26 protein-coding genes are annotated in these 26,972 nt (G+C 66.2%); 12 read left to right on the top strand and 14 right to left on the bottom strand.

From position 1 onward, the window contains the following. The 7 genes from RBA41_RS09310 to RBA41_RS09340 all read right to left on the bottom strand — a co-directional run bounded on the left by RBA41_RS09310 (nt 1) and on the right by RBA41_RS09340 (nt 5,516). Nucleotides 1-870 carry a class I SAM-dependent methyltransferase gene (locus tag RBA41_RS09310; RefSeq protein ID WP_306623295.1) on the bottom strand — a complete coding sequence of 290 codons (870 nt, stop codon included), beginning with the start codon at nt 868-870 and terminating at the stop codon, nt 1-3. After that, on the bottom strand, nt 867-2,087 hold the full coding sequence (locus tag RBA41_RS09315) for a mandelate racemase/muconate lactonizing enzyme family protein (protein WP_306623296.1): 1,221 nt from the start codon (nt 2,085-2,087) through the stop codon (nt 867-869). The genes RBA41_RS09310 and RBA41_RS09315 overlap by 4 nt, the downstream gene beginning before the upstream one ends. A 121-nt stretch (nt 2,088-2,208) precedes the next feature. Then, nucleotides 2,209-3,045 (bottom strand): metallophosphoesterase family protein, encoded by an 837-nt coding sequence (locus tag RBA41_RS09320; RefSeq protein WP_306623298.1) that lies wholly within the window; start codon nt 3,043-3,045, stop codon nt 2,209-2,211. Between the two features lie 9 nt (nt 3,046-3,054). Further along, nucleotides 3,055-4,044 (bottom strand): diacylglycerol/lipid kinase family protein, encoded by a 990-nt coding sequence (locus RBA41_RS09325; RefSeq protein WP_306623300.1) that lies wholly within the window; start codon nt 4,042-4,044, stop codon nt 3,055-3,057. After that, complete coding sequence (locus RBA41_RS09330) at nt 3,987-4,736, bottom strand: phosphatase PAP2 family protein (protein ID WP_306623302.1); 750 nt, start codon at nt 4,734-4,736, stop codon at nt 3,987-3,989. Before RBA41_RS09330 ends, RBA41_RS09325 begins: the two co-directional genes overlap by 58 nt. Before the next feature lie 75 nt (nt 4,737-4,811). Further along, complete coding sequence (locus tag RBA41_RS09335; protein WP_306623303.1) at nt 4,812-5,177, bottom strand: response regulator; 366 nt, start codon at nt 5,175-5,177, stop codon at nt 4,812-4,814. A gap of 12 nt (nt 5,178-5,189) precedes the next feature. After that, complete coding sequence (locus tag RBA41_RS09340) at nt 5,190-5,516, bottom strand: hypothetical protein (protein WP_306623304.1); 327 nt, start codon at nt 5,514-5,516, stop codon at nt 5,190-5,192. Nucleotides 5,517-5,909: 393 nt separating this feature from the next. Here RBA41_RS09340 and RBA41_RS09345 point away from each other — a divergent pair, with 393 nt between their 5' ends. The 8 genes from RBA41_RS09345 to RBA41_RS09380 all read left to right on the top strand — a co-directional run bounded on the left by RBA41_RS09345 (nt 5,910) and on the right by RBA41_RS09380 (nt 13,173). After that, nucleotides 5,910-6,446: a PEP-CTERM sorting domain-containing protein gene (locus tag RBA41_RS09345; RefSeq protein WP_306623305.1), complete on the top strand. Its 537-nt coding sequence runs from the start codon at nt 5,910-5,912 to the stop codon at nt 6,444-6,446. A 1-nt stretch (nt 6,447) separates the two neighbouring features. Further along, nucleotides 6,448-7,197 carry a hypothetical protein gene (locus RBA41_RS09350; RefSeq protein WP_306623306.1) on the top strand — a complete coding sequence of 250 codons (750 nt, stop codon included), beginning with the start codon at nt 6,448-6,450 and terminating at the stop codon, nt 7,195-7,197. A gap of 34 nt (nt 7,198-7,231) precedes the next feature. After that, the gene (locus RBA41_RS09355) at nt 7,232-8,251 is read left to right on the top strand and encodes a phospholipase A2 family protein (RefSeq protein WP_306623308.1); all 1,020 of its coding nucleotides are present in this window, start codon (nt 7,232-7,234) and stop codon (nt 8,249-8,251) included. Between the two features lie 40 nt (nt 8,252-8,291). Next, nucleotides 8,292-9,365 carry a MauE/DoxX family redox-associated membrane protein gene (locus tag RBA41_RS09360; protein ID WP_306623309.1) on the top strand — a complete coding sequence of 358 codons (1,074 nt, stop codon included), beginning with the start codon at nt 8,292-8,294 and terminating at the stop codon, nt 9,363-9,365. Nucleotides 9,366-9,489: 124 nt separating this feature from the next. Further along, nucleotides 9,490-9,702 (top strand): hypothetical protein, encoded by a 213-nt coding sequence (locus tag RBA41_RS09365; protein ID WP_054263454.1) that lies wholly within the window; start codon nt 9,490-9,492, stop codon nt 9,700-9,702. A 91-nt stretch (nt 9,703-9,793) separates the two neighbouring features. Beyond that, nucleotides 9,794-10,801: a sulfate ABC transporter substrate-binding protein gene (locus RBA41_RS09370; protein ID WP_306623310.1), complete on the top strand. Its 1,008-nt coding sequence runs from the start codon at nt 9,794-9,796 to the stop codon at nt 10,799-10,801. A gap of 310 nt (nt 10,802-11,111) precedes the next feature. After that, on the top strand, nt 11,112-11,996 hold the full coding sequence (locus tag RBA41_RS09375; protein WP_306623312.1) for a dienelactone hydrolase family protein: 885 nt from the start codon (nt 11,112-11,114) through the stop codon (nt 11,994-11,996). A gap of 133 nt (nt 11,997-12,129) precedes the next feature. After that, nucleotides 12,130-13,173 (top strand): SDR family oxidoreductase, encoded by a 1,044-nt coding sequence (locus tag RBA41_RS09380; RefSeq protein WP_306623313.1) that lies wholly within the window; start codon nt 12,130-12,132, stop codon nt 13,171-13,173. On the opposite strand, the gene RBA41_RS09385 is transcribed toward RBA41_RS09380, so the two are convergent. The 4 genes from RBA41_RS09385 to RBA41_RS09400 form a co-directional block, all read right to left on the bottom strand. Further along, nucleotides 13,108-13,545, bottom strand: a complete 438-nt coding sequence (locus RBA41_RS09385; protein ID WP_306623314.1) for a hypothetical protein — start codon at nt 13,543-13,545, stop codon at nt 13,108-13,110. The two genes, RBA41_RS09380 and RBA41_RS09385, sit on opposite strands and share 66 nt — an antisense overlap. 216 nt (nt 13,546-13,761) lie before the next feature. Beyond that, a complete protein-coding gene (locus RBA41_RS09390) occupies nt 13,762-14,592 on the bottom strand; it encodes a response regulator (protein ID WP_306623316.1) in 831 nt (276 codons plus the stop codon). Between the two features lie 9 nt (nt 14,593-14,601). Further along, on the bottom strand, nt 14,602-16,908 hold the full coding sequence (locus tag RBA41_RS09395) for a PAS domain-containing hybrid sensor histidine kinase/response regulator (RefSeq protein WP_306623318.1): 2,307 nt from the start codon (nt 16,906-16,908) through the stop codon (nt 14,602-14,604). After that, nucleotides 16,905-17,639, bottom strand: a complete 735-nt coding sequence (locus RBA41_RS09400; protein WP_099881090.1) for a Crp/Fnr family transcriptional regulator — start codon at nt 17,637-17,639, stop codon at nt 16,905-16,907. The genes RBA41_RS09395 and RBA41_RS09400 overlap by 4 nt, the downstream gene beginning before the upstream one ends. A 208-nt stretch (nt 17,640-17,847) precedes the next feature. On the opposite strand from RBA41_RS09400, the gene RBA41_RS09405 reads away from it, so the two are divergent. Then, nucleotides 17,848-20,697 carry a bifunctional diguanylate cyclase/phosphodiesterase gene (locus RBA41_RS09405; RefSeq protein WP_306623321.1) on the top strand — a complete coding sequence of 950 codons (2,850 nt, stop codon included), beginning with the start codon at nt 17,848-17,850 and terminating at the stop codon, nt 20,695-20,697. A 49-nt stretch (nt 20,698-20,746) separates the two neighbouring features. Here the strand turns inward: RBA41_RS09405 and RBA41_RS09410 are convergent, their stop codons facing one another. Then, nucleotides 20,747-21,556 carry a porin gene (locus tag RBA41_RS09410; protein ID WP_306623322.1) on the bottom strand — a complete coding sequence of 270 codons (810 nt, stop codon included), beginning with the start codon at nt 21,554-21,556 and terminating at the stop codon, nt 20,747-20,749. Between the two features lie 134 nt (nt 21,557-21,690). Between RBA41_RS09410 and RBA41_RS09415 the strand changes: the two genes are divergently transcribed. Together RBA41_RS09415 and RBA41_RS09420 are read left to right on the top strand one after the other, a co-directional pair. Next, nucleotides 21,691-22,098, top strand: a complete 408-nt coding sequence (locus RBA41_RS09415; protein WP_306623325.1) for a hypothetical protein — start codon at nt 21,691-21,693, stop codon at nt 22,096-22,098. A gap of 48 nt (nt 22,099-22,146) precedes the next feature. Next, complete coding sequence (locus tag RBA41_RS09420; RefSeq protein ID WP_374709517.1) at nt 22,147-22,644, top strand: protein-tyrosine phosphatase family protein; 498 nt, start codon at nt 22,147-22,149, stop codon at nt 22,642-22,644. 272 nt (nt 22,645-22,916) lie between these two features. Here the strand turns inward: RBA41_RS09420 and RBA41_RS09425 are convergent, their stop codons facing one another. After that, a complete protein-coding gene (locus tag RBA41_RS09425) occupies nt 22,917-24,434 on the bottom strand; it encodes an FAD-dependent monooxygenase (protein ID WP_306623327.1) in 1,518 nt (505 codons plus the stop codon). Between the two features lie 72 nt (nt 24,435-24,506). Between RBA41_RS09425 and RBA41_RS09430 the strand changes: the two genes are divergently transcribed. Further along, the gene (locus tag RBA41_RS09430; protein ID WP_306623328.1) at nt 24,507-25,145 is read left to right on the top strand and encodes a TetR/AcrR family transcriptional regulator C-terminal domain-containing protein; all 639 of its coding nucleotides are present in this window, start codon (nt 24,507-24,509) and stop codon (nt 25,143-25,145) included. Here RBA41_RS09430 and RBA41_RS09435 read toward each other — a convergent pair. Further along, nucleotides 25,142-26,869 carry a methyl-accepting chemotaxis protein gene (locus RBA41_RS09435; RefSeq protein WP_306623357.1) on the bottom strand — a complete coding sequence of 576 codons (1,728 nt, stop codon included), beginning with the start codon at nt 26,867-26,869 and terminating at the stop codon, nt 25,142-25,144. The genes RBA41_RS09430 and RBA41_RS09435 overlap by 4 nt on opposite strands. Nucleotides 26,870-26,972 lie beyond the last annotated feature (103 nt).

A 26,972-nucleotide genomic window follows, 5' to 3' on the forward strand; every position in this document is an offset into this window, starting at 1 on the left:
TCAGGCGGCCCGCTGTCCCTGCATCATCCATTTGACGTAATGGCTTTCCGGCGTGGCGGGCCGGTGCCCGGCCAGGTCCCGCGCCGACAGCGGCTCGCAGCGCACGCCGGTGAGGCCGGCGGCGCGGGCACTGCCGGCCAATTCGTCCACCGAGGCCACCGCATGGGTGGTCTTGGCCGCGCAGAACGCGCGCACGATCAATTCGAGTTCGTGGTCGGTCAGCATGGCCAGGCGCCGCGCGCCAGTGCCCTGGGCCGCCAGGCTGGCGGCGACCATGCTGTCGACCTGCCGCGGCGCATACGCCAGCAGCGACACGCCATGCTGCGCGCGCACGCTCTGGTACAGCAGCAGGCTGCCCGCCACGTCCAGCCGCGCCGCCAGATGGCCGACCAGCGCGGCGCGCGCATCCGGTGCGATAAAACTGAGCAGCGAATGGGTCAGCACCAGGTCGAACCGGCGCCCGTCCGGAGCGGGCGCCGCGCACAGGTCGTGCACGTCCAGCGTCACCGCAAAGCCCATCGCGCCGGCGTACTGCCGGCACAGCGCCAGCGGTACCGGCGAGCGGTCGGCGACGCGCACGTCGAGCGCCGCGATGCCCGCGCCGAACGCTTCGTGCAGCACCGACAGCAGGCCGCAATCGGCGCTGCCGGCGATGTACACCGAAGCGATCGGCCGCGCGCGCGCCAGGGCCCGCAGATGGCGCACGATCTGCGCGCGCTCGCTGTCCAGGCCACTGATGATGCCCAGCAGTTGCAGCACGACCCAGCCGGCATGGTAGGGCGATTGCATCGCCAGCAAGGCCGGCAAGGCTTGCAGCAGCCGGCCGCGCCGCGCCGCATGGCCGTAGGTGGCGCAGGGCGGCAGCGTCACCGCGCGCGCGTCCGCTCGGCCGACAGGTCGGCCGAGGCAAGGGCGAAGCGTGCGATCGCTTCGTCGTTCAGCGTGACCCCGAAGCCGGGACCGGGCGGCAGCCGGGCCTGGCCATCGCTGATGTCGATGGTTTCGTTGATGATGTCGCCGACGAAGCGTTCGAGCGCGGAACCGTAGCCGACGAATTCGCCGACTGCGGGATGGGCCGCGGCAAAGTGCAGCAGGGCCGCGCTGCCCACGCCCAGGGTGTGTTTCGAGCCCAGGTTGCACTGCAGCCCCCCTGCTTCGGCGATCGCCACGATGGCCGAAGAGGCGCGCAAGCCGCCGGACTTCGCCAGCTTGACCGTGATGATGTCGGCCGCGCGCGCGCGCACCACGCGCATCGCGTCGGCCGGACTGAGGACGCTTTCGTCGGCCGCGATGGGCGCATGGGCGCGTTCCGTGATCAGCTGCATGGCCTCGATATCCCACCAGGCGCACGGCTGCTCGATGCATTCGAGCTCGCACTCCTGCAAGGCGGCATCGACGGCCAGCGCCGCCTTGCAGTGCCACGCCTGGTTGGGATCGATCTCGATGCGCACGCCCGCGCCCACGGCGCGCTGCACCGCACGCGCCATGCGGATATCGTGGCGCCAGTCGGCGCTGCCTTTCAGGGTGAGCAGGCGATAGCCCATCTCGGCCAGCGTGCAGGCCGATTGCACCGCCGTGCGTTCGTCCGGCATGGCCATGCTGCGCGACAGGGCAAAGCGTTCGCGCGTCGCGCCGCCGAGCAGGTCGGCAACCGGGATGCCGAGGTGGCGCGCCTTCAGGTCGTGCAGCGCCAGGTCGATGGCGCACAGGGACGTGGGAAAGGCGTGGCGTTCCGACGACAGGCCGGCCAGGGTCTGCAAGATGGTGACGATGCGCGCGCCGTCCTGGCCCAGCAGGAGCGGGCCGCTGACCTCGGCCAGGCGGCGGAACACCGAGTCGGCGCACTCGCCGTCGCGCGCGGGGAAAATGATCGAGGCCTCGCCCAGGCCCACGGTGCCATCGAGCGCGGTCAGGCGCAGCAGCACCTTTTCGCCCACCTCCAGGCGCCCGCGCGAGGACTGCATGGGCGCGCCATACGGCATGCGCACCTTCCATGCCTCGACCCGCACGATGGTCAGCGGCGCGCCACGCGCACTTTCAGGGGAAAAATCAGCCATGAGCACATCGCGCCAGTGAGGTCGGACCATCGGACATCCGCTGCGCCGGCGCAGGGTGCGCACCGGCACAGGACTTTTGCATCGGCGCTCGCGCGAGCGGCCGCACAGCCTATTGTACTGTCAACCCGGGCGCTGCGGAGCGGCAAGCGGCTCAGATTCCGCTGGCCATCAAGCCTTCGGTATGGCCCGCCCAGATATTGCCGGAGCGCAGGAACGGCTCGGTCTTCATCAGCGAAAACTGCATGCCCACCTCATCCCAGCCATAGCGGTCCACTTCCACGCGCTGGTGCTCGACCCGCACCACGTTGAACGAATTCACCTCGCCCCGTCCGCGCGTCGAGGTCGCCGTGCCGGCCTGCACCACCAGCGCCGCGTACTCGCTCATCTGATAGCGCTCCGAGGTGTTGCCGGCATGGCTGGTATGCATATGCCCCGACAGCAGCAGGTCCACCCCGCAGTCGGCAAACGCCTGCATCGCCGCCGGCGCCCGCTCCACCAGGTCGTCGTCATCCTCGGTCTTGGGCAGGTCGAACGGATGATGGGTCACGATGATGCGCGTGATCGCCGGGTCGAGCCCCTTGAGCTGCTTGCGGATCATGGCCACCTGCTCGTCGTTGACGCGCCCATCCTTGAAGGTCAGCGAGCGCGCGGTATTCACGCCCAGTACCGCGATCTCTTCATCCACATAGATCGGATCGAGGTCGTCGGTGATGTAGCGCTTGTAGCGCGTCAGGGGCTGCAGGAAGCGCCGGAACACGTTGTACAGCGAAATGTCGTGATTGCCCGGCACGATGATCTGCGGCCCGGGCAAGGTGTCGAGCCAGGCCCTGGCCGCCTCGAATTGCTCGCTCTTGGCGCGCTGGGTCAGGTCGCCCGAGACCACCACCACGTCCGGCGCGATGCGTTCGACCAGCTCGCGCAGCGGCGCCAGCAGTTTTTCGTCGACCCGGCCGAAATGCAGGTCTGAAAGATGAACCAAAGTACGCATGCTAACTCCTCAAGTTGGGACAACGACCGTCAGCGCGGCCGGACGAATCCGGTAACGCAGCGGAGTCGTCATGACGGTCACTTCGCCATCGGTGGCCACGCGCAAACGCGTGTGGCGGGTGGCAATTTCCATGTTTTCGACCGTAAGTACGTCGAAATCGCGCTCCTGCGCCAGACTGCCCCACAGGGCGCTCCAGCCCAGCCGCAGCAAGCCCAGGCGGCCGGGACGCTGCGCCACGTACAGGCTCAGCTTGCCGGCATCGAGGCGCTGGCGTTCGCCCACGCTCAGGCCCTGCATCGTGTATTCGTTATTGCCGATGAAGACGAACGGCGTGCGGCGCGCATGTTCCTGCTCGCCCACCGTCAGGCGCAGGCTGAGAAACGGATAGCGGCGCAGCGCCGTCACGGTGGCCCAGCAGGCCGCCAGCCACTTGCCGCGCCCGAGCCGGCGCTGCTGCTTTTCGCGGTCGCGCACGATGTCGGGATACAGGCCGAGGCTGGAATTGTTCAGGAAGATCGTGCCGTTCACCTCGCCCACATCGACCTGGGTGCGGCGGCCCTGCGCCACGTTGCGGATCGCCTCGTCGAGCGCCAGCGGAATGCCGAGGTCCTTGGCGAAATGGTTCAGGGTGCCCATCGGCAGCACGCCGAACGCCACCCCGCTGCCGACCAGCTGCGAGGCGACCGCGTTGATGGTGCCGTCGCCGCCGCCGGCCACCACGATCTGCCTGCCGCTGGCGCGCGCCGCCCTGGCCGCCTCGATCAACTCGCTGCCGCCGCGCGCCAGGGTGACGTGCGCATCCAGGCCATGCGCGGCGAATTTGTCGCGCAGCTCGGCGGCGCGGCCGTCGTCGTGGCCGCTGCCGGCACTGCCGTTGATGATGACTGCGATCGGGGTCAGGATGGCACTCCTCGGGGTGCGTTGAGAGGGAAAGCGATGGCTTACTCGCTGATGCGCGCCGCGCGCCGCCGGCGCAGGGTCGAGCAGGCGGTGATGCATACCGCCAGCCAGCCGCAGCCTTCGACCATGGCCCCCAGCACGTCGCTCAGGTAATGGGCGCCCAGGTAGACCCGGCTCAGGGCCACCAGGGCGACCATCGTACAGGCTCCCAGCACCACCACGATGCGCACGCGCCAGCGCGGCACCACGCACACCAGGTAGGCCGCCAGCAAGCCGTAGAACACGGTCGCGCCCAGGGTATGGCCGCTGGGGAAGCTGTAGGTGGACAAGGTCAGCAGCGGCTCGTCGAAGCTCGGCCGGGCACGCTGGAAAATATACTTGAGCATGACGTTGAGCAGCTGGCCGCCCGGCACCGCCAGCACCAGGCAAATGAGCCAGTAGCGCGCTTTCCTGAAGTAAAAGTAGAGGCCCAGCGCGCTCGCCATCAGCAGCACGCCCAGCACGTCATGGGTGTTGGTGATGAACAGCATGGGGCCGGTCCAGATGCTGTCCTTGTGTCCGTGGAACCAGTTCGCCAGGAGGGCATCGAGCTCGGTGATGTCGTCGTGCGAGACGACGTCGGCCGCCAGGTTGCCGAACAGCGCGGCCGCCAGCATCATCAGGATGGCGCCGATGGTGACGTGCAAGCCGAGCTCGCCTTCGGGACTGAGACGGGCGGCGACGAAGCTGCGTACGCGGGGATGGAAATTGATCACGGTTGAACGATGGGCGACGGCCGGCACCAGCGGCACGGCAACGTTTGCAATCGTACACGACGCGCCGCCCTTCGCAGCGCACAGACCGCCAAGTTGGCGCCCGGCCCGCTGCTATTCCAGCGTATTGACCAGGTCGAGCAGCGCGGCGTGATCGAGCGGCTTGTTCAGGAACGCGGTCGCGCCCTGGCGCAGCGCCCAGACGCGGTCCGAATCCATATCCTTGCTGGTGAGCAGGATGACCGGGATATGCCAGGTGGTTTCATCGCTGGTGATGGCGCGCGTGGCCTGGAAGCCGTTCAGGTTGGGCATGACGACATCCATGACGATCAGGTCCGGCAGCTCGCTGCGCGCCATCGCCACCGCTTCGACGCCGTCGGTGGCGAGGATCACGCGGTGCCCGTGGGCCTGCAGCAGTTCGGCGACGATCAGGCGCTGCACCAGCGAATCGTCGACGACGAGGATTTTTTGACTAGCCATGGCAAATCGATTTCAATGGGTCGACGAGGAAGGCACCGCCTCCTCCTCCGCTGCTGCCTTGCGTTCGGGATGATAGCGCCAGTAAAAGGCGTCCGGACGCAGGCCGAATTCCTTCTGCAATTCCTGGCAGACGATGGTTTCGGCCAGGTACAGTGCCTTCAGGTTGGTCGTGCGGCTTACCGTCACGTACACGCGCAAGGTCTTGGTCGAGCTGGAGTTATGCAGCTCGAGGGCGGTGACGTCGAGTTCCATGCTTCGCAGCTTGTTTCTGACGTAGCGCGCCACGTCTTTGCGCACCGCGTTATACAGCGCAGAATTGACCGCCTTTGGGTCAGGCATGAATAGAACCCCAATCAATGAACAAGCGCCACAGGCTCCCGCGGGACTGCTGACGGCACACAAAACCGGTTTTACCTGGTCCACCGGGCATGGACGTAATCGTCAATATGATACGTCAGATCATATTGCACTACAGCCAGCTTGCGCGCAGTATCGCCGCGACTTGCACAGTAGTCAATCAAATTGTTGCTGTGCGCCAAATTTTACACCAGGCCCGGCTCAAGCGGCCGCTTGTTGAGCGAACGCACATGCACGAGTCGCGCCGCGTCAAGCGCCGGCGTGAGGCGGGTTAAGCAAGCCGGACGGATGGACGCGAATCAAACCCGCTAGCGGCGCCTTCTTACAAAATCGGCAGAACAGCAGCTCCCCCATCCCTTCCCGCCGGAGATCCTTGTGCGATTGAACCGATGTGCCACCCTCCTCTTCGCGATGGCCGTGTTCTGGTCCGCGCCCGCGCCAGCGTCGCTGCTGACCATCACGCCCGCCGTCCACACCATCACCCTGGCGCCCGGATCGGCCTGGGATGCCACGGGCACCATCACCAACCTGAGCGGCTTCGATCTGCTCAGCACGGAGATATTTCTCGAGTTCAGCGGCTACCCGCATCACATGCTGGCGCCCCAGCAACGCCTGGGCGGGATTGAATTTACCATCGGCAACCGGACGATCTCCGGCCTGACCGAACTGTTCCACGTCGACATCGCGCCCGATGCGGTGCGCGGCCTGGCCTGGTCGATGGACGTATTCGCGGCCGACATCCATGGCAATTTCAGCGACGTGAGCACGTTTTCCTTCCTCATCGGGGGGCAGGCGGCCGCGGTGCCGGAACCATCCACGGTGCCGCTGGTGAGCGCCGGGCTCATTGCGCTGCTGGCCGGCGCGGCCCTGGCCCGGCCCCGGGCCGGGCATCCCAACGGCTTGCGAGGCTGACATGGCCAAGCTTGCAGCCGCTACCAAGGTCGTGCTCGGAGAGCCGGGGATTGAGCATGTGAACGGACAAGTGTTCCTCAATCTGCACATCATGAACGTGGGCGAAGCGCCGCTGGGCAATCTGCACATCAGCGCGATGACGCTCGGCAGCGCGCGCCGCGCCAGCCCGCCCGGATTCCCCATCGTGATCGAGCTCATCGGCGCCAGCGCCACCGCGCATGTGACGGCGCGCTTTTCCAGCGCGGAACTGGCCGTGGGCGGCAAATACCTGTTCACCCTCAGCGGGACCTACACGGTGGGCGGGCTTGCGTATGGGCTGAGCCTGAACCGCTTCATCCGCCTGCCTGCCGCGACGGCGGCCGCGCTGCCGCGCTTCAAGGCGCGCGTGGAATCGGCGTCCCGGGCCCGCTACTGGAACTACACGCTCTTCAACGACGAGCCGGCCGGCAGCCGCAAGTCGATCGCCACCTTGTCACTGGCGATCGCCGCGCCGGTGGCCGTGACCGGCATCCCGGCCGGCTGGGCGGTGGAAACCGACGGCCAGACCTTCGTGCTGTGGTACGCCGCCGACGATGCGCCGCCCTACCCGCATCAGCTCGCGCCCGGACAATCCCTGTCCGGATTTCAATTGATGAGCACCCGAACGCGGTCGGAAGCCAGCCCGGCCGCGCTGACGTCCTGGAACCACGCCAGCGACGAGGCCGGGCCCGTCGTGTCCGACTACGTGATGACGCCATACCGGTTTGCCTGAATCGATTCAATGCATGTATGACGCGGAGGAAAGCATGGATGCCACTCGTTCGGCCATGTCGGCACTGGCGCGCGCACTGCGCCGCTGGGGGCGCGCGCGGGTGCGCGCCGCCGCGCCGGCCAGCCCTGCCGGAGACGACACCGGCTTCGACCATTTTTCGCGCTCGCTGGGCAGCCAGATTGCGCGCCGCGACGTGATGAAAGTGGCGCTGTTCGGTGCGGTCTCGGCGCTGCTCGGCAGCGTCGGCATGAAGCAGGCCCGGGCCGCGGCCAACTGCCTGTGCGGACGCCAGCTGTACGACGTGGCGACCCAATGCTGCACCCCGGCCGGAGTGCGGCCCAAGCATCCGCTGGCGGACCTGGCCTCGTGCCCCGAGCGGGTCGCGCACCCGGGCTACGTCTGCCGTCCGAACGGCTGCGGCGCCGCCGGCGGACAATCGTTTCCGGGCGCGTTCGGCGCGGCGCGCTTCGGCGCCTGTTGCGACGGCCACGACTGCTGCTGGGGCAGCTGCAACAGCAACCGGCCACGCTGCGACGGCACGTTCATCGATTGCCTGCGCGACGCCTGCGACGCGGCTTACCCGCCGCGCCTCGATGCGCTCGGCCTGGACAGCAACCGGATCCGGCGCTCCTCGTGCCGCGCCACGGCGCGCGCCTACTTCGAGGGTGTCCGGACCGATACCTGGGGCACCCCGGCTTACCTCGCGGCGCAGCAGGCGGCCTGCGACTGCTGCGGCACCCAAACCTGCAAGACCTGCCCCGGCGGCACCTGCGAGGCATTGCCCAGCTGCGAGGATCCCGGCTGCGTGTGCTTCCAGACCATCGAAGGCGCCGGATTTTGCCACCGTCCGCAACCGTGCGCGGGCTTGTCGGGCTGCACCTCCAGCGCCAGCTGCCCGCCCGGATGGGCCTGCGTCAGCGTCACTTGCTGCGGAAGCCATCCTGTTTGCATCCAGCCCTGCTTCGTCGTTGGCGGCGAGCGCGTGTCGCCGTTCGGGGTGGCGCCGGCGGCGGGACCGACCACGGCGCGGCCGGCCAGCGCCCGCAGGCACTGAGCGCGCCATTCACATTCCAGCCACTGACCGGAGGTAATCAATGGGTATCCTGTTCGTCGTATGCGGCATCGCGGTGGTGCTGGTCCTGACCCTGGCCGGCGTGTCCAAGTTCGGCCGCGCGGCCGAGACCGCCGGCGCCATGCGCGAGTTCGGCTTGCCCGCGCGATGGGCGGATCGGGCCGCTCCCGTGCTGCCTGCTGCGGAGCTCGGCATTGCCGTCTGCCTGCTCACGCCAGGCGTGGCATGGGCCGGCGCGCTGGCGGCGACCCTGTTCATGGCGCTGGTGACCATGCTGGTGACGGTCGCGCTGCTGCAAAACAGGCATCCCAGCTGCAACTGCTTCGGACAGGTGCGTGCCGCGCCGGTCAGCTGGGGCGTCGCCCTGCGCAGCCTGCTGCTGACCCTGTGCGCCGCTTATGTATTGTGGACCGGACCCGCACAGCTCGATCAGGGGCTGCTGGCAGCAGCCGGCAAGCTGGCGGCGACGCCTGGCGCGGCCGTGCTGGCGTCGCTGGCCGTGGCGTGCCTCTTTCTGCTCCAGGGCTGGCTGTCGCTGAACCTGGTGCGCCAGCAAGGGCGGCTGCTCCTGAAAATCGATAACCTGGAGCAACGCCTGGCCGCGGCCGGCATCCCGGAACACCAGTTCGCACCGCTGACCGGCCCCCTGCCCGGCAGCGCCGCGCCCGCGTTCAGCGCCGTCACCCTGGCGGGGGCGGCTGTCTCCTCAAGTACGCTGTTCGGCAACGGCACCCCGTCGCTGCTGCTGTTCGTGAGCGCCGACTGCGCACCGTGCCAGGATTTGCTGGCCGACCTGCTGGCATGGCGCGGCGCGCATCCTCCCCGCGACCGGCTGGTGATTGTGACCAGCGGGACAGCCCAGGCCAACCGCGACAAGCTCGGTGGCCTGATCGGCGCCGATGCCCTGCTGCAAGAGGAACGGGAAATCAACGCCCTGTTCGGGGTGGTGGCCACGCCCAGCGCCTTGCTGCTTGGCGCCGACGGCAGCATCGCCGCGCCGATCGCCATCGGCAAGGACCAGATCATGGCGCTGGTCCAGGGCACCCGTGCGCGGGACGGCGCCGGCCTGCCCGGGCGGCACATCGCCTATTCCTGACGAGAAAGGGGCCGATGCCGCAAAACGACAAACAACTGTTTATTTATACAGTACCTGTGGATTCATACAGTACTTGTGCTATTCTGGATTCACTCGCTCAACGCAAACCCCAAAGGAATTTATCATGACTCCACTGAACGGTAACTTCGGCCTCGAATACGCTCCAACCCCATTCCTGATGCGCCTCGGCCGCCGCGAAGTGCTGGTGACGCGCGATTTCCGCAAGCGCTTCTACCCGGTCAACCCCATCATCGAATGCGATACCGGCGTCGAGCCGGGCCATGTGGAAGTGCTGCTGATGCGCCGCTGGCTGCTGATCCTCTCCAAGGCACATTAAACGCATATGCAAAGCTGATTTAATTCGTGTTCTTTCCGGTGGGAGCAATTTATGCTGTTTGTTCCCGCATTTCCCACCGAGAGAGCTCACCATGCTGTTAAAAAAAATAAGCCAGTCCCTGATCGCACTGACCCTGCTGTCACAAGCTGCCCTCGCCGCTGACCTTACCTTGCTCAATGTGTCGTACGATCCGACCCGCGAGCTGTACCAGGACGTCAATGCCGCGTTTGCCAAGCAATGGAAAGCCAGGACGGGCGACAACGTCTCGGTCAAGCAATCGCACGGCGGTTCGGGCAAGCAGGCCCGTGGCGTCATCGACGGGCTGCAAGCGGACGTGGTCACGCTCGCGCTGGCCTATGACATCGACGCCATCGCCGAGCGCGGCAGCGTGTCGCCCCAGTGGCAAAAACGCTTGCAGCACAACAGCGCCCCCTACACGTCGACGATCGTGTTTTTGGTCCGCAAAGGCAATCCGAAAGGCATCAAGGATTGGAACGACCTGGTCAAGCCGGGTATCGCCGTGATCACGCCGAATCCCAAGACCTCGGGCGGGGCGCGCTGGAACCACCTTGCGGCCTGGGGCTACGCCCTGCGCCAGCCGGGCGCCACTGAAGCGACGGCCAAGGAATTCATCGGCAAGCTGTACAAGAACGTACCGGTGCTCGATTCGGGCGCGCGCGGTGCGACCACCACGTTCGTGGAACGCGGCATCGGCGACGTGCTGATCGCGTGGGAAAACGAAGCGCTGCTGGCGATCAGGGAACTCGGCCCGGACAAGGTCGACATCGTTGCGCCATCGCTCAGCATCCTGGCCGAGCCGCCCGTGTCGGTGGTGGACAAGGTTGTCGACAAACGCGGCACGCGCAAGGTGGCGCAAGCCTACCTGCAATTCCTGTACACCGATGAAGGCCAGGAAATCGCGGCCAGGAACTACTACCGTCCGGTGGTGCCCAAAATTGCCGCCAAATACGCCGCGCAGTTCCCCAAGGTCAAGCTGTTCACCATTGACGACGTTGCCGGCGGCTGGACCAGGGCCCAGAAGGCCCACTTCGCCGATGGCGGCGTGTTCGACCAGATTTACCTGACCGGCAAGAAGTAATGATGTAGCCCATTTGGGCAACCGTTATGCCGCGCAGCCGCCCCCCGCCGAGTGCCCTCCTGGCGCGAAGGCGATGGCTCCACGGAGCGCCGGCCCGGTGCGAGACGGCAGCGCATTGCGACGCGACATATCTGCGCGCCGCAAGCGCTCGTCGCGCGCCCCGCAACAGCGGCACCCTCCCTCACTTCCGGCGCCCCCATGCCTGTTTCCTCACGCCGCCCCCACCCTGCATCAAGCCCTTAACCGGGGTATGATCGGATCGCCGCGGAACCATTCACGGCCACACCGCAACTACGAGGAGACGTCAACGATGACACGCATGACCGCTAAAGATTTCGATCCCGAAGTGCTGAAGTTATTCGACCAGTATGTACACGGCCAGCTCGACCGCCGCGGCTTTCTGTCGCAGGCCGGCCGCTACGCGGTCGGCGGCGCGACGGCCGCCAGCATGCTCGCTGCGCTCTCCCCCAGTTTCGCGGCCCAGCTCGTGCCTCCCACCGACCCGCGCATCAAGGCCACCTATGTCGAGTATCCCTCGCCCCAGGGATACGGCAAACTGCGCGGCTACCTGGTGCAGCCAGCCAACGCCAAAGGCAAGCTGCCGACCGTGCTGGTCGTGCACGAAAACCGCGGCCTCAATCCGCACATCGAAGACATCGCCCGCCGCGTCGCGCTCGAGAACTACATCGCCTTCGCCCCCGACGCCCTGTTCCCGCTCGGCGGCTACCCCGGCGACGAAGACAAGGCGCGCGAACTGTTCGGCAAACTCGACCAGACCAAGACGCGCGCCGATTTCGTCGAAGCCGCCGCCATCCTCAAGGCCATGCCCAACGGTAGCGGCAAGGTCGGCGTGGTCGGCTTCTGCTACGGCGGCGGCATCGCCAACTACCTGCCGACCGTGGTCAAGCACCTGGCCGCCTCGGTACCGTTCTACGGCGCCCAGACGCCCGCCGCCGAAGTGCCGAAGATCAAAACGCCGCTGCTGATCCACGACGCCGAAAAGGATGAACGCATCCTGGCCGGCTGGCCCGCGTACGAAGCGGCGCTCAAGGCCAACAAGGTCGATTACCAGCACTACATCTATCCCGGCGTCGAGCACGGCTTCAACAACGACACCACCCCGCGCTACGATCAAGCGGCCGCCAAGCTGGCCTGGCAGCGCACCATGGATTTCTTCAAGAAACACCTGGGCTGACCGGCGCGCCATCCCCGCCAGCGCACAGGCGGGGCTGACTGCCCTGCACCGTAACCCCGGCACCAGCGCCGGCGAACCAAACACCGTCGCGCGCTGTCTGTCCTTTGTGAGCCTATTCACGAAAGGATGCCTGATGAAACCCCGACTCAAACCCCTCAAGGACCAGGTGATGGTGATCACCGGCGCCACCAGCGGCATCGGCCTGACCACCGCGCGCATGGCCGCCGACGAGGGCGCCAGCCTGGTGCTGGCCGCGCGCGGGCGCGATGCCCTCGAACAGCTGGCCGGCGAGCTGCGCCTGCATGGCGCCCAGGTCGTCGCCGTCACGGCCGACGTGGGCGTGCCGCACGATGTGGCGCGCATCGGCCGCGCCGCGATCGAGCGCTTCGGCCGCATCGATACCTGGATCAACAATGCCGGCGTGGCGATTTTCGGCAAGCTCGAAGATGTCACGCTGCAAGACCAGCAGCGCCTGTTCCAGACCAATTTCTGGGGCGTGGTGCACGGCTCGCTCGAAGCGCTCAAGCACATGAAGGCGCGCGGCGGCGCCCTGATCAACCTGGGAAGCGAAGTGTCGGATGTGGCGGTGCCGCTGCAGGGGATGTATTCGGCCTCGAAGCACGCGGTCAAGGGCTTCACGGATGCGCTGCGGGTCGAGCTGGCGCACGATGGCGCGCCGGTGTCGGTCACCCTGATCAAGCCGGCCGCGGTCGACACCCTGTTCACGGTGCACGCGAAAAACTACATGGAAAAGGAACCGGCCCTGCCTCCGCCCATCTACGCGCCCGAACTGGTGGCGCAAGCGATCCTGTATGCGGCGCGCCGCCAGCGCCGCGACGTGTATGTGGGCGCCGCCTCCAGGCTGATGTCGCTGGGCAGCTTTCACCTGCCGTCGCTGATGGACCGCTATATGCGGCATGCCCTGTTTCGCCGGCAGATGCGCGAGCCGTCCGCCATGCCGGCCACGCAGACCCGGCGCGACGCCCTGCACGCGCCCGATCCGGCCAACGCCATGCGCGAACGCCAGGGCATGGGCATGGTGGCGCAGGTGGCCGAATCGAGCACCTACACGGCGCTGTCGATGCGCACCCGGCCCGTGCTGAGCGCCCTGTTAGGGGTGGGCGCCCTTCTTGCCGCCTGGCGCCTGTCCCGGCGGCGTACTGGCCATGAATGCTAGATCGTCCTCGTCGAGGGGCACCGAGGGAATCGATTCGATGTGGTCGACGTCGATGTCGGCGCCGTCGCGCACGGTGGTGTCGCGCCCGGCGGCGGCGCGTTCGCCGGTGCCGCTGGCATCGGTGTCGCTGTCGAGGTCAGGGTCGCCGATGTCGGGACCGGCGCCGCCGGCCGTGCCGGTTTCCAGGTCGGAGGTGGTGCCGCCGCCGAGGTCCAGCACGTCGTCGCGACCGAAGCCCGATGCGCCGACCAGGTCGCTGCCGCTGTCGGACGAATCGCTGGGGCCGAGTGCGCCGGTGCCATGGCCGGTGCCAAGCTTGCGGTCGGGCGTTTCAGGGAAATTATCGGGGTCGAGCGTGCTGGTGCCTGTCATGGTGCCTCCGGAAATGATTGGATGGTGTGATGACAGCGTAACCACAATCGGAGAATGGTGTCGCACGGACAAGGTTGACAAACTGCGTCCGAGGATGCGGCGCGAACTTGCCCCCCCGCCGAGAGCCGCCTTGGCGCGGGGGCGACGGCTCTACAGGTAGCGGCCGCCCGGAACGGCTGACAGCTGCGCCATGCGGCACCGCCGGGGCGGGTCATGTCAGCCCGGCGTCGTTGCCGGCGGCCGCCAGTTCATGCGCTCGGTGATATCCATCCCGATCCCGCGATACCCGGTGAAGCGGCTCGACGAATCGAACATCGGCTCGCCGCTCACCTGCAGGTATTGCACGCTGCCATCGGCACGCGTGCGCGTGAAGATGAAATCGAGGAAGGGCGTGCGGCTGGCGATATTGTCTTGCAGCTCGGCGCGCTCGTCCGGGTTCCAGCCGCCGTCGCTGTCGCTGTCGGCACCGATGCCCAGCATTTCGCTGACGGGACCGGAAAACCGGGTCAGCTGGCCCTGCGCATCCTGCTCCCAGTACCAGTCCGACGACAGCTCGGTAAAGCGCTGGAAACGCGCTTCGCTGGCGCGCAGCTCGGCGGTGCGCTCCAGCACCGTCTGTTCGAGCTGGCGGTTGTAATCGGCCAGGCGGCGGTACAGCAGGCGCACTTCGAGCATGTTGTGAATGCGCGTCTGCACCTCGACCAGATCGAACGGCTTGCTGACGAAATCCTTGGCGCCGGCCTTGAGCGCGCGCAGCTTGTGCCCGGGCTGGGCGGTAATGACCAGCACCGGCAGGTAGCCGCCGCGCTCGATCAGCTTGAGTCCTTCGATCACCTCGAACCCGTCCATGTCCGGCATCTGCAGGTCGAGCAGAATCAGGTCGTAGCTGTGTTCGGCGTGCGCGGCGCACACGGTGCGCGGATCCTGAGTCGTGGAAATGTTGGCGTAACCTGCATTACGCAACATTTGTTCAAGCAGCATCACGTTCGCTTCCTGATCATCGACGATCAGGATGTTGCCGCTCAGGATTTCAGAAGGGTCAAGCATGTCGTTCTTTCAAAGTGGTGCATTGGTGCCGGAGTCGACAGTTTCGGCCAGGCCGTGTTCGGCCGCGTGCTGGATGGCGAGGTCGAGCGCATCCATGAATTCGCGCACGCGGATCGGCTTGGTGAGGTAGCGGAAAAATCCCGCTTCCAAGCCTTTTTCAATGTCGCGCGGCATGGCGTTGGCCGACAGCGCCACCACCGGAATATGCGCGGTACTGCTGTCTTCGCGCAGGATCTTGAGCGCGCCGTAGCCGCTCATGCCGGGCAGGTTGATGTCCATCAGGATCACGTCGGGCTTGCAGGCGCGCGCCATTTCGACGCCGTGGTAGCCGTCGACGGCGGTGAGCAGTTGCAGGTCGCCGCGGCGCTCCATCAATTGCTCCACCAGCGCCAGGTTGGCCGGGTTGTCTTCCACGTACAGCAGGGTCGGCTGCCGGCCGATCCGGCGCGCGGCGGCCTGGCGGCGGTCGCGCTCCAGGTCGTCATCGTGGTCCATCGCCAGCGCGGGCTCGGCGGCGCCTGCGAACTCGACCCAGAACACGGTACCGGAACCGACCGTGCTGTTGACGCCGATGCGGCCATCCATCAGCTCGACCAGGCGCTTGGTGACCACCAGGCCGATGCCGGTGCCCTCTTCGGCACTGTTTTCCTGGCCCAGGCGGTTAAACGGCTGGAACAGCTGCGCCAGCTGGGTGGGCGCCAGACCGGCGCCGGTATCTTCCACGCTCACGCGCACCCGGCCGTCGGCCACCAGTTCGCAGGTCACGCTCACCGAGCCGCCTTCGCGGTTGTACTTGATCGCGTTCGACAGCAGGTTGATCATCACCTGTTTCACGCGGGTGCGGTCGGCATGGATGTACAGCTGCTTGTCGACAATCGGGAAATGCAGGCCCAGGTTGCGGGTGGCGGCCTGCGGGCCGATCATGCCCTGGCAGTCGAGCAGCACGTCGCCCAGCGACATCGATTCCTGCGACATCGTCACCTTGCCCGATTCGACCATGGCCAGGTCGAGGATTTCGTTGATCAGGCGCAGCAGATACCAGCCGCCCTTGAGGATCTGGTCGATCGAGCGCTGCTGATGCGGGGCCGGCGGCGGCACGTCGGACGCCATCAGCTGGGCAAAGCCGAGCACCGCGTTGAGCGGGGTGCGCAGTTCGTGGCTCATCGAGGACAGGAATTCGGACTTGGCGCGGTTGGCCTTGTCGGCCGTGGCGCGCGCGCTTTCCAGCTCGACATTGGTCTCCTGCAGCGCGTGCTCGAACTGCTTGCGCTCGGTCACGTCGCGCGCCGCGGCGAACACGCCCTGCAGCTTGCGGTCGCGGTCGTAGAAAGTGCTGGCACTGTACGACACCACCGTCCGGGTGCCGTCGCGCGCCACCGCCGTCAGCTCGTAATTGGTCACCTTGCCTTCGCGCAGCACGCGCGTGACGGCTTCGTGCGCCCGTTCCGGCTCGGAAAAATAGCTTTTGAACGGTGCGCCGATCAGTTCGTCGCGGGTGCAGCCGGTCAGCGCTTCCATCTGCTGGTTGACGTCGCTGATGATGCCGCGCGGATCGGTGGCGATCAGGGCATCGGTATTCGATTCGATCAGCGAACGCGTGTAGAACTGCTGGTCGCGCAGGCGCTGGTCGAGCAGGGCCTGTTCGGCCTCGACCTGCTTGCGCGCGGTATTGTCGCTGCCGATCAGCAGGTAGCCGATCACCCGGCCGGGCGCGTCGCGCAGGGCCGTGACCGACACCAGCGCCGGAAAGCGGGTGCCGTCCTTGCGAATATAAGTCAGTTCGTAAATGTCTTCGATGCCGCGCAGGGCCTTGTGGATCATCGATTCGAAGCCGGGGGCGATCGGCTCGCCCATTTCATGGCTCAGTTCCGCGGCGCGCGCTTCCAGTTCCTGGCGGTCGGAAATATCGGCCGGGGTCAGCTTGTCGACCACTTCGGCGGCGGCGTAGCCCAGCATGCGCTCGGCGCCGACGTTGAAAATCTGGATCACGCCCTGGGCATCGGTGGCAATGCTGGAAAAATTGGCGCTGTTGAAAATCGCATCCTGCAGCGCGCCGGCCTTGAGCAGCGGCACCGCGTGCAGCGCCCGGTCGGCCTCGGTACGCTGGCTGATGGCGCGCTGCACCCGCACGAACAGCAGCGCCAGGAAAATGAGCAGCAGGATGATGCTGGCCTTGATCAGGTTGACCGCGCCCGCCGAGTCGACCGCATAATTGAGCGCGATGCTGCCGACCAGCAGCAGCACCGCCAAGGTGGCGCCGAAGCCGATCACCATCAGGCGCTCGACCGAGGTGTTGTGCAAGAAACCGTTGCTCATCCGATGTTTCCCTGGCGGTGGCGCACGTCCGACAGCAGGCGTCCGAATTCCTTCTTGACGACGGCGTAGCATTCGCACACGTCGTCCTCCAGCCCGGCCCGGTCCAGCACGGTGATGTGGCCGCGCCGGTAGCTGATGTAGCCGTAGCCCTGCAGGCGCCCGGCCGCCTCGGTGACGCCCTCGCGCCGCACGCCGAGCATATTGGCGATCAGTTCCTGGGTCATGGTCAGTTCGTTCGACGGCAGGCGGTCCAGGGTCAGCAGCAGCCAGCGGCACAGTTGCTGCTCCACCGAATGGTGACGGTTGCACACCGCGGTTTGCGACATTTGCGTCAGCAGGGCCTGGGTGTAGCGCAGCAGCAGGCGCATCACATGGCCGCCGCGATTGAATTCTTCCATCAGGATCGCGGCCGGCAAGCGGTAGGCATGGCCGCGCGTCTGCACCACGGCGCGGCTGGGCGTGCTGTCGCCGCCCATGAATACCGACACGCCGAGCACGCCTTCATTGCCGACCCCGGCAATTTCGGACGAGCCTCCATTTTCCAGAAGGTAATGGAGCGACACGATCGCGGTCGTGGGGAAGTACAAATGATGCAACTTGTCGCCCGATTCCGACAACACGTCGCCAAGCAGCAGGGGAATCAGTTCGAGGTGCGGGGCAAGACGGTCGAATTCGGCGTCGAGAAGCGCTGCCAACAAATGGTTCTGGTTAGGGTCGTGCTTACTGGACATTGGAGACGGCCTATTCTTCCAGTGAATACTGCGTTGAGTTAGTCCGACAGAATATCACGCGCAGTGATTCTACGACGCAATGTATTACAGTAAAGCATACTCGTCCGTACGGAAGCGTACATACAAACGGCGTACTTTGGCGTATCGTGAACCTACGGCCAGATGTGATCGTCGATCACCCGGACGCGTGCACGCAGGAGGTTCGCTGATGGGAAATTTACTGCGCCGGGTGCGTATTTCGATCTCGGTGTCGGCGATCCTGGCGCTGCTGGTCGGGCTGGCCTTGACTGCCTTGCTGTTCGCCTCGGTGCGGCGGGTGGAAACCCAGGCGCGCACCGTGCGCTTCCAGCAGGAAGCCATGCTGCGCATCAATGCCGTGTCCGGCGGACTGTCGGGCGCGATCGAGCAGCTGATGGTGGTCAACCAGCTGTTCAATACCTTCGGTGTGGTCAGCAGGGAACAATTTCGCAGCTTTACCGCGCCCTTGCTGGCGCGTTATCCGGAACTGCACGCCCTCAGCTTCCAGCGCCTCGTCAGCCATGCCGAGCGCCCGGCCTACGAAGCGCAGCAGCGCCGGCGCATCCCGGGTTTTACCATCACCGAATTCATCGACGAGCACCACGGCCCGGCGCCACGCCGCGCGCACTACAACGTGGTCGAGTATATCGAACCGGCCGCCGGCAACGACACCGCGCTCGGGCTCGACACTTCAGCCGTGACGACCTATGGCGACGCCCGCTCGCGCTCGCGCCGCAACGGCCGCGTCACCGCCACCGGCCTGCTCTCGCTGGTGCAGCAGCGCGGATTTCATACCGGCTTCCTGGTGCTCGCGCCGGTCTATCAGCGCCAGGCCCCGCAAGACACCGTCCGCCAGCGCGAGCGCGCCGTGATCGGCGAGACGGCCGCCGTGTTCCGCGTCGACCACCTGATCCATACCCTGCTCGGCAACGCCAGGCTGCTCGACCAGCCCGGCATGTCGATCAATATCTACGCATCGGGCTCGGCGCAGGCGGCGCAGCTGGCGTTTTCCGACGGCAAGGCGCCACGCCGGTCCGGCAGCGTCCGCTCCCTGCTGCCCGCCTGGCTGCTGTACGACCATCCGGCTCCGGTCAACGCGGTATTCAACGTGGGGGGAGAACCGTGGTTCATCGAAGTGACCCAGGAACCGCGCTCCTTCGTGGGCACCCACGCCGGTTCCTGGTATGCGCTGCTGGGCGGCTTGCTGTCGAGCTTCTTGACGGCCGGCTATGTCTACAGCCTGGTCTCGCGCCACTCGGCGATCGAGCGCGTCGCCGGCGAACGCACCGCCGCGCTGCAGTTCGCCAACCTGCGCCTGACCGAAGACCTGGCCTTGCGCAAACGCACCGAAAAGGCGCTGCGCCTGCGCGAGAAAGTCATTGAAGTGTCGGCCAACGCGGTCATCATCTGCAACGCCGAAGGCCCCGATTATGCCGTCGAGTACGTCAATCCCGCATTCGAATCGATCACCGGCTACAGCGCCGCCGAGGTCATCGGCAAGAGCCTCAAATCCTTGCAGGGCGCCGGACACGACCAGCAGAACATCGACGAAATCAGCGCCGCCCTGCGCGAACAGCGCGAAGGCCACGCCGTGCTGCGCAACTACCGCAAGGATGGCAGCGGCTACTGGAACGACCTGTTCATCGCCCCGGTGCGCGACGACGCCGGCGCGATCAGCCATTTCGTGGTGGCCCAGTACGACATCAGCGCCGTGATGCGCTTCGAGGCCGAGCTGGAATACCAGGCCAATCATGACGCCCTGACCGGCCTGGCCAACCGCCATCTGCTGGCCGAACGGCTCTCCAGCGCCATTGCGCAGGCACACCGCGCGGGTACCGAACTGTGGGTCGTGTTCGTCGACCTCGACCGCTTCAAGTTCGTCAACGACACGCTCGGCCATGAAGCCGGCGACGCCATGCTGCGCGTGCTGGGCGAGCGCATCAAGGGCGCCGTGGGCGAGGCCGACACGGTATCGCGCATGGGCGGCGACGAGTTCGTGCTGGTCTTGCCCGGCCATCCGGGCGACGGCGACGGTCTGCGCGTGCTCCAGCGCATCATGGACGCGGTGGCCGAGCCGCTGCGGATCCAGGCGCACGAATTTTTCGTCACCTGCAGCATGGGCGTGGCGGTGTACCCGGCCGATGGCGGCAACGCCGACACCCTGACCAAGCATGCCGACATAGCCATGTACCGGGCCAAGGAACTGGGGCGCAACAGTTACCAGTTCTATTGCCCGGAAATGAACGCGCGCACCCTGGAACGCCTGCAGATCGAGGCCGACCTGCGCCACGCGCTCGAACGCAACGAACTGGTGCTGCACTACCAGCCCCAGATCGATGTGCACAGCGGCGTCATCGTCGGCATGGAAGCGCTGCTGCGCTGGGAGCATCCGGTGCTGGGCCTGGTCTCGCCGCTGCGCTTCATCGCCCTGGCCGAAGAAATGGGCTTGATCATCCCGATCGGCGCGTGGGTGATCCGTACCGCGTGCATGCAGAACATGGCCTGGCAAAAGGCCGGGCTGGGCCGGCTGCGCATGGCGGTCAATCTGTCGGCCCGCCAGTTCACCGGCAAGGATCTGCTGCAATCGGTGTCCAGCGCCCTCGAGGAAAGCGGCCTGGAGGCGCGCTACCTGGAGCTGGAACTGACCGAGAGCATGGTGATGAGCGATGTCGACAACGCCATCACGATCTTGCGCATGCTCAAGCAGCTCGGCGTGCACCTCGCCATCGACGATTTCGGCACCGGCTACTCCAGCCTGTCGTATCTGAGCCGTTTTCCCATCGACGTGCTCAAGATCGACCAGTCGTTCGTGCGCGACATTGCGCTGGAAGCCGACGGGGCGGCGATCGTGGTGTCGATCATTTCGCTGGCGCACAGCCTGCGCATGAAAGTCATTGCCGAAGGGGTGGAAACGGCCGAACAGCTGGCCTTCCTGCGCGAGCATGGCTGCGATGAAGTGCAAGGCTATTTCTTCAGCCGCCCGGTGGGCGCGCTGGAATTTGAACACCTGATGGCGCACGCGCCGTGCACCAAGGACTGACCCGCCTGCGGCGCGGCGGCCCAGCGCTCCGAATCGGGCCCGGCCGCGCTTAAAACGAGTGGCGCATGCCGATGTTGAGGGCCGACCAGCCTTTGCCGCCGTCCGGCGCCGTGATGGCCATGTAGCCCGGTCCGGTACGGTGTTTTACCAGCGAAAACGCGGTATAAAAATCGGTGCGGCGCGAAATCTGATAAGTGGCGCCGAAGGCCAGCATGTCCACATCGCGGTTGGCGCGGTCGCGGTCGTTCTTGCGCACGAACGACACCAGGTAGGTGGTGGCGCGCATCGGCACGGCAATGCCGACCAGTACGTCGCGGCTGTCGGTCGATGGCGTGCTGGCCATGGCCGCGCCGTAGGGGTTATCAGGATTCCACAACGGCGACGCGCCCCAGCCGCGGTTGGCGCTGTAGGCGGCGTACGCCTTCATATTGCCCAGGTCGACATTGGCGGCGGCGATGGAATTCTTGGCATCCATGCGGGCGCCGAGCGAGGTTGCCGGTGCGACCTTGGCAACGCTCTTGTTCTGGTGCGCCAGGCGCAGGGTGACCGGTCCGCCTGAGATACCGACCGACAAGCCCCAGGCGCGGCTGTTCTGGCGGTCGCGTTCAAAGTTGCTGAGGGCAAAGCGGCGTGGTTCGGTCACGTCCTGCAAGCCCATGCGCTTGCCGGGATAGCCGAACACCTTGGTGGCGGTCTCGGGCGTGCCCGAGTCGAACAGATCGCTGACATCAACCAGCGCCAGCCCCTGTTTTGCGTCGGACGGCGCGAGGGCAGCCCGATACACGGAAGTTTGTGTTTGAGCATTCGCACCCGCGGCGCAGGCGCACAAGGCAACAATGGCAAAAGAAGATGGTTTCATGGCGGTACTCCGTACAATTAATTCTACGCTAGTTAGGTTATCCTCCAACCGGAATTTTTGTTCTGTCCGTTACCCCACATAGCAGGCTATCATCGTCGATATCGTATTGACCACGGCCTGACAGGATGTCCACAGTGAGTAACAGCAGCAGCAAAACCTTCCGTTATCCCAAGATGCCAGGCACCTTGCGCGCCGATGTGCTGGCGGTCTTGCTGGCATCGGACGACATGACCGGCATTGAGAGTATTTTCGACCAAAGAAAGCAAAGCTTGAGCACGGTGATCCGCGCGCTGATCCGCAAGTACGGCTGGCCGATCGAGCGCCGCGACTTTCCGACCAACACGGCCGATGGCCGGGCGGGCTGGGCCTCGGTGTATTGCCTGCCGCAAGAGGTGATCGACGCCGCGCTGGCCGGCGCCGGACGCGACTGGCTGGAGGGGGTGCGGGCGGCCAGATCGGCGCGCCGGCGCCGCCCGCTGCGTTCGCCAGGGGCGGCCAAAGCCAGGGCAGTTGCCGCGTCAGAGGAAAGCGATGGCGAATGAGGCACTGCCGTCAACGTTGCCGCAATGCGATAAACAATAAAAGGTGATATGGGTCCAGAGATTTACAAGGTCGCGGACATTGGCCGCGGGTCATTGGCCGTGATGGCAAAACCGGTGGCTGGCGAATGGATTGACGAAGAATTTTCCGGCATCGCCAGGTATGGCATCACCGGCATGGTTTCCTTGCTGGAACGGCACGAAATACACGAACTCGGTCTGGTCAACGCGCCGGCACTGTGCGCGTCGAACGGCATTGCCTTCACGCATTTCCCCATCGCCGACCGCGGCTTGCCCGCCTCGCCAGGCGTTTTTGCACTGGTGCAGGCGCTCGGCCGCCGCATTGAAGATGGTGAACATACCGTCATTCATTGCCGGGCCGGTATCGGACGCACCGGATTGATGGCAGCGGCCGTGCTGGTATGGCACGGCTGGACGCCCGGGGACGCCTTCAGGCTGGTGTCGGCGTCGCGCGGCGTTCAGGTGCCGGATACGCCGGAACAGTATGCCTGGGTAGTGACGCATCAGAAGCGTTTGCTCGCGGCCTGAGTGGAGCGCCGTGATGGCAAGCCGACCGTGGGTTCCTGCGGGAGCATGGAGCCGTGGGCGGGGATGCGTCCGGATGAGGAGCGGGGGATGGAATGCGGGTCGCAGCCTTGCGTGGAGCGCGGAACCAGGGTTCCCGCCGGCGCGGGAACGACGAATATTGGGCTACAGGTACCAACTTCGTTGTTCCCGCGCCAAGGCGGACGCGGCCGGACCAGAGCTGGCGCGAACGCCTAAGAAAACCAACAACGGGCGTGCAGGTGCCGGGCGACAGGCTACGTCACCGCTTGCGCGGGGCATGGATTGCCGCCCGTGACGGAGGACCGCAATGCAACGGCATGGTCGACATAGCCGTCCGGCCGCACCACGAGCGCTGCCACGCCGTCCAGTTCCGCCTCCCTTCCCGGCACCAGTGCCGTCACCGCATTCACCCAGGCGCCGTCCAGCGCAGGCTGATAGCGGCCGTGCACGCCCCCGTCCACCTGCAGCACCAGCCAGCGTCCGCTCGCCAGATGCGCGTACAGCGACGATGCCGCGCCATCGGCATGCCGCAGGGGCCAATCCGGCAACCTGCGCCCGGTCCAGCGCGCGCACGCATCGCCCTCCGGCGCCCCGGAAAGCAGCGCAGCCGGATAACGGATACCGAAACCCGACAAATCATGCGCCAGCGCCGCATTGAGTTCCGGCCCCTTCATCAGGTCGCTGAGCGTGGCGCGCAGCGCCTGGCCCGCCGGGCCGAAGGAATCCATCATCAGCGCGCTCTGGGCCAGTGTGTTGCGATACAGCGCCGCCCCCACCGGATGGCGTTCGCCTTCATAAGTGTCGAGCAGCGACGCATCCGCCCTGCCCCGCAGCACGCCAGCAAGCTTCCAGCCCAGATTCATGGCGTCCTGCATGCCCACATTCATCCCCTGCCCGCCCGCCGGCAAATGGATGTGGGCCGCGTCGCCCGCCAAAAAAATCCTCCCTTTACGATAAGACTGCGCCAGGCAGGTTTGGTTCGAAAAACGCGACAGCCATTCGGGCGAATGCATGCCGAAATCCTCCCCCGCCACGCGCCGCGTCGCTGCCGACAATCCTTCCAGGGTGACCGGAACCTCCAGCGGCACCTCGATCTCCTGCGCATCGACCACGATCACGCGGTACAGCTCGCCACCGAGCGGGACCACCATCAGCCCGCCCGCCGGATTGCCCAGGCTGATGGCCCGGCCCGCTGGTGGCGTATGCAGGCGCACGTCGCCCAGCATGGCCGTTTTGGTGGCCGCCAAGCCATCGAAGGCGATGCCGGCCTGCCGCCGCACCAGGCTGCGCGCCCCGTCCGCACCGACCAGATAGCGCGCAGCCAGCCGGAACGGCGTTCCCGCCCGCGTGCCGCCGACCCACACGCCATCCTCATCCTGCCCGGTTGCCTCGACCGTCGCCGCGCGCCGCACGTCCACGCCCAGTTCGCCGGCCCAGGCTTCGAGCAACTGTTCCGTCACGCTCTGGGGAATGAACAGCGTGAAGGGATACGTGCTGTCGCAGGCGCTGAAATCGAGCCGGGTCGGCAGGCCGGCGAAATGGCCGCTGGGAATGGGCATGCCGCGCGCAAGGAAACGCCCGGCCACGCCGCGCAGCGCCAGCATTTCCAGCGTGCGCCCGTGCATGGTCAGCGCGCGCGATTGGGGCACCGTCCCGGCGCGCCGCTCCAGCACCGTCACCCGCACGCCGGCCACCGCCAGTTCGCAGGCCAGCAACAGCCCGACCGGCCCGGCGCCGGCCACGATTACCTCTGCATTGCTTGTCATCGTCATATAAGCTAACATCGTTAGGGAGTGACAAAGATAAACCTAACACCGTTAGACTGTCAAGAAAAAGAGGACATCATGGGAATTTCGCGCGAGGCGGTGATCGCCACGGCACTGGGCTTGCTCGATGAGGTCGGGCTGGAGGGATTGACGATGCGCCGGCTGGCCGACGCGCTCGACATCAAGGCAGCATCGCTCTACTGGCACTTTGCCAACAAGCAGGTTTTGATGGATGGCATGGCCGACGCCCTGATGGCGGGCGTGGCGCAGGAAGCGGCGCCGGCCTCATGGCGCGACGCCGTCGGCGCCACGGCGCGGGCGGTGCGCGCCGCCCTGCTCGCCCGGCGCGACGGTGCGCGCGTGTTCGCGGGCACCTATGTGGTCACCGACAACGTGCTGCGCGTGGCCGAGTCGATGATCGGCCCGCTGCGCACGGCGGGCGCCAGCACACGCATGGCGGGCTGGGGCGCATTTTCCATCCTGTACTACGTGCTCGGGTTCGTGATGGAGGAACAGGCGCTGGCCCCGGCAGCGGCCGCCCCCATCGATGCGGACAGCCGGCGCGGTCCGTTCGAGGAACTGGCGGCGCAACGCTATCCGCATGTGCTGGCGGCGATGGACGACCTGTTCGACATGGATTTCGAGGCCCGCTTCGAGGCCGGACTGGACCTGATTCTCACCGGCCTCGACGTCAAGATGAAGGCGGGTGCGGGCTAGAACTCTTCCCACTCGTCGGCCTGGGCCGCCGGCTTGGCGACCCGGGGCGCGGGTTGGGGTGACGCCTTGACTGGCGCCTTGGCGGCCGCCTTCGCCACCGGCTTGGCCACTGCCCTGGCGCGCACCGGCGCGGCAACGGCAGTGCGCACCGGCGCGCGCAGCGGCGTTCCCTGCGCATCGTCGCCATGCAGCTTGAACACGCTGACCGCCTCGGCCAGTTGCACCGCCTGCCCCTGCATGCTCGCCGCCGCGGCGGCGGCCTCCTCGACCAGGGCCGCGTTTTGTTGCGTGGCATTGTCCATCGCCACGATCGCCACATTCACCTGCCCGATCCCGGCGCTCTGCTCGGCGCTGGCGGCGGCGATTTCGCCCATGATGTCGGCCACCTGGCGCACCGAACCCATGATCTGCTGCATCGTTTCGCCCGCCTGATTGACCAGTGCGCTGCCATTTTCGACCTTGCCCACCGAATCGTCGATCAGCGCCTTGATTTCCTTGGCGGCGCTGGCCGAGCGCTGCGCCAGGTTGCGCACCTCGGACGCCACCACCGCAAAGCCGCGCCCCTGCTCGCCGGCGCGGGCCGCCTCGACCGCGGCATTCAGCGCCAGGATGTTGGTCTGGAAAGCGATGCCGTCGATCACGCTGATGATGTCGACGATCTTGCCGGAACTTTCCCTGATCGCGCCCATCGTTTCGACCACTTCGCTGACCACGCGGCCACCCTTGTTGGCGTGCTCGGCGGCGGAAACCACGAGGGTGTTGGCCTGGCGCGCGTTGTCGGCGTTCTGGCTGACGATGGACGTCAGTTCTTCCATCGACGACGCCGTCTCTTCCAGGCTGGCGGCCTGGTTTTCGGTGCGCGAAGCCAGGTCCATATTGCCGGCGGCGATTTCGGAGGACGCGGTCGTGATCGTGTCGGTGCTGCTGCGCACGGCGCCGACGGTGCGGGTCAAGCCCTCCACCATGTCCTTCAAGGCCGTCAGCAGGCGCCCGGTTTCATCCTGGCTGGTCACGTCGATGCGGGTGGTCAGGTCGCCGCGGGCGACCGTCTCGGCCAGGGTCACGGCCTCGCCGATGGGAACGGTCACGGAACGGGTGATCAGAAAGCCCGCCACCGCCGAGATCGCGCTGGCCAGCGCCAGCAGCATCAACATCATCAGCGCCGCCGAGCTGGACGCGTCGGCCGCTTCCTTGCCGTCGCGCGCCATCAGCGCGGTCTGGTACTTGAGCACGGCGTCGAGCCGGCCGAAGTACGCGTTCTGTATCGGAATGACTTCCTTGAACAGGAATTGGATGGCGGCGTCGCGCTCGCCCGCCTCGAAGCGCTTGACCGCTTGCGAACGCAGCTGGAAATACGCATCGAAGGCCTTGACCTGATCCTGGAACAATTGTTTCGCTTCGTCGGCGACCATCATCGCGCCCAGCTTGGCGGATGCCTCGGCGCCGGTGCGGTCGGCATCGAGCATGCCGGTCATCAAGGTTTTGGACTGGGCCGGATCGGGCGCCAGCATGGCGTTGCGCAGCGACTGGGCGCCGCGGTTGGCGTAGCTGCGCATGACATTGGTCAGCTCGACCTGGACGTAGCGGTCGTTGACGATATGGTCGGTCAGGGAACTGGTGTAGCGGATGCGGCTGATCCCGAACAGCGACATCACCAGCAGGATGCAGATCGTCAAGCCAAACCCGATTGCCAGGCGTGCACCAATTTTCAGATCAGAAAACATCACGATAATCCTCCTTGACGAGCGTTCACATGGCTAACCGATGAGAACGATTGTAAGCCTGCTTCATGCGACGCAGTCAAGGAGTGTTGTTAAGCGGCACACT

The organism is Massilia scottii (genome assembly GCF_030846495.1).
Taxonomy (GTDB): Bacteria; Pseudomonadota; Gammaproteobacteria; order Burkholderiales; family Burkholderiaceae_D; genus Telluria_A; species Telluria_A violaceinigra.

Bases quoted from the DNA above. Each gene is read 5' to 3' on its own strand.
- RBA41_RS09315 (WP_306623296.1), bottom strand. From the start codon at position 2,087: ATGGTCCGACCTCACTGGCGCGATGTGCTCATGGCTGATTTTTCCCCT.
- RBA41_RS09320 (WP_306623298.1), bottom strand. From the start codon at position 3,045: ATGCGTACTTTGGTTCATCTTTCAGACCTGCATTTCGGCCGGGTCGAC.
- RBA41_RS09325 (WP_306623300.1), bottom strand. From the start codon at position 4,044: ATGCATCACCGCCTGCTCGACCCTGCGCCGGCGGCGCGCGGCGCGCAT.
- RBA41_RS09335 (WP_306623303.1), bottom strand. From the start codon at position 5,177: ATGGCTAGTCAAAAAATCCTCGTCGTCGACGATTCGCTGGTGCAGCGC.
- RBA41_RS09340 (WP_306623304.1), bottom strand. From the start codon at position 5,516: ATGCCTGACCCAAAGGCGGTCAATTCTGCGCTGTATAACGCGGTGCGC.
- RBA41_RS09350 (WP_306623306.1), top strand. From the start codon at position 6,448: ATGGCCAAGCTTGCAGCCGCTACCAAGGTCGTGCTCGGAGAGCCGGGG.
- RBA41_RS09355 (WP_306623308.1), top strand. From the start codon at position 7,232: ATGGATGCCACTCGTTCGGCCATGTCGGCACTGGCGCGCGCACTGCGC.
- RBA41_RS09360 (WP_306623309.1), top strand. From the start codon at position 8,292: ATGGGTATCCTGTTCGTCGTATGCGGCATCGCGGTGGTGCTGGTCCTG.
- RBA41_RS09365 (WP_054263454.1), top strand. From the start codon at position 9,490: ATGACTCCACTGAACGGTAACTTCGGCCTCGAATACGCTCCAACCCCA.
- RBA41_RS09370 (WP_306623310.1), top strand. From the start codon at position 9,794: ATGCTGTTAAAAAAAATAAGCCAGTCCCTGATCGCACTGACCCTGCTG.
- RBA41_RS09375 (WP_306623312.1), top strand. From the start codon at position 11,112: ATGACACGCATGACCGCTAAAGATTTCGATCCCGAAGTGCTGAAGTTA.
- RBA41_RS09380 (WP_306623313.1), top strand. From the start codon at position 12,130: ATGAAACCCCGACTCAAACCCCTCAAGGACCAGGTGATGGTGATCACC.
- RBA41_RS09385 (WP_306623314.1), bottom strand. From the start codon at position 13,545: ATGACAGGCACCAGCACGCTCGACCCCGATAATTTCCCTGAAACGCCC.
- RBA41_RS09390 (WP_306623316.1), bottom strand. From the start codon at position 14,592: ATGCTTGACCCTTCTGAAATCCTGAGCGGCAACATCCTGATCGTCGAT.
- RBA41_RS09395 (WP_306623318.1), bottom strand. From the start codon at position 16,908: ATGAGCAACGGTTTCTTGCACAACACCTCGGTCGAGCGCCTGATGGTG.
- RBA41_RS09400 (WP_099881090.1), bottom strand. From the start codon at position 17,639: ATGTCCAGTAAGCACGACCCTAACCAGAACCATTTGTTGGCAGCGCTT.
- RBA41_RS09405 (WP_306623321.1), top strand. From the start codon at position 17,848: ATGGGAAATTTACTGCGCCGGGTGCGTATTTCGATCTCGGTGTCGGCG.
- RBA41_RS09410 (WP_306623322.1), bottom strand. From the start codon at position 21,556: ATGAAACCATCTTCTTTTGCCATTGTTGCCTTGTGCGCCTGCGCCGCG.
- RBA41_RS09420 (WP_374709517.1), top strand. From the start codon at position 22,147: ATGGGTCCAGAGATTTACAAGGTCGCGGACATTGGCCGCGGGTCATTG.
- RBA41_RS09425 (WP_306623327.1), bottom strand. From the start codon at position 24,434: ATGACGATGACAAGCAATGCAGAGGTAATCGTGGCCGGCGCCGGGCCG.
- RBA41_RS09430 (WP_306623328.1), top strand. From the start codon at position 24,507: ATGGGAATTTCGCGCGAGGCGGTGATCGCCACGGCACTGGGCTTGCTC.
- RBA41_RS09435 (WP_306623357.1), bottom strand. From the start codon at position 26,869: ATGTTTTCTGATCTGAAAATTGGTGCACGCCTGGCAATCGGGTTTGGC.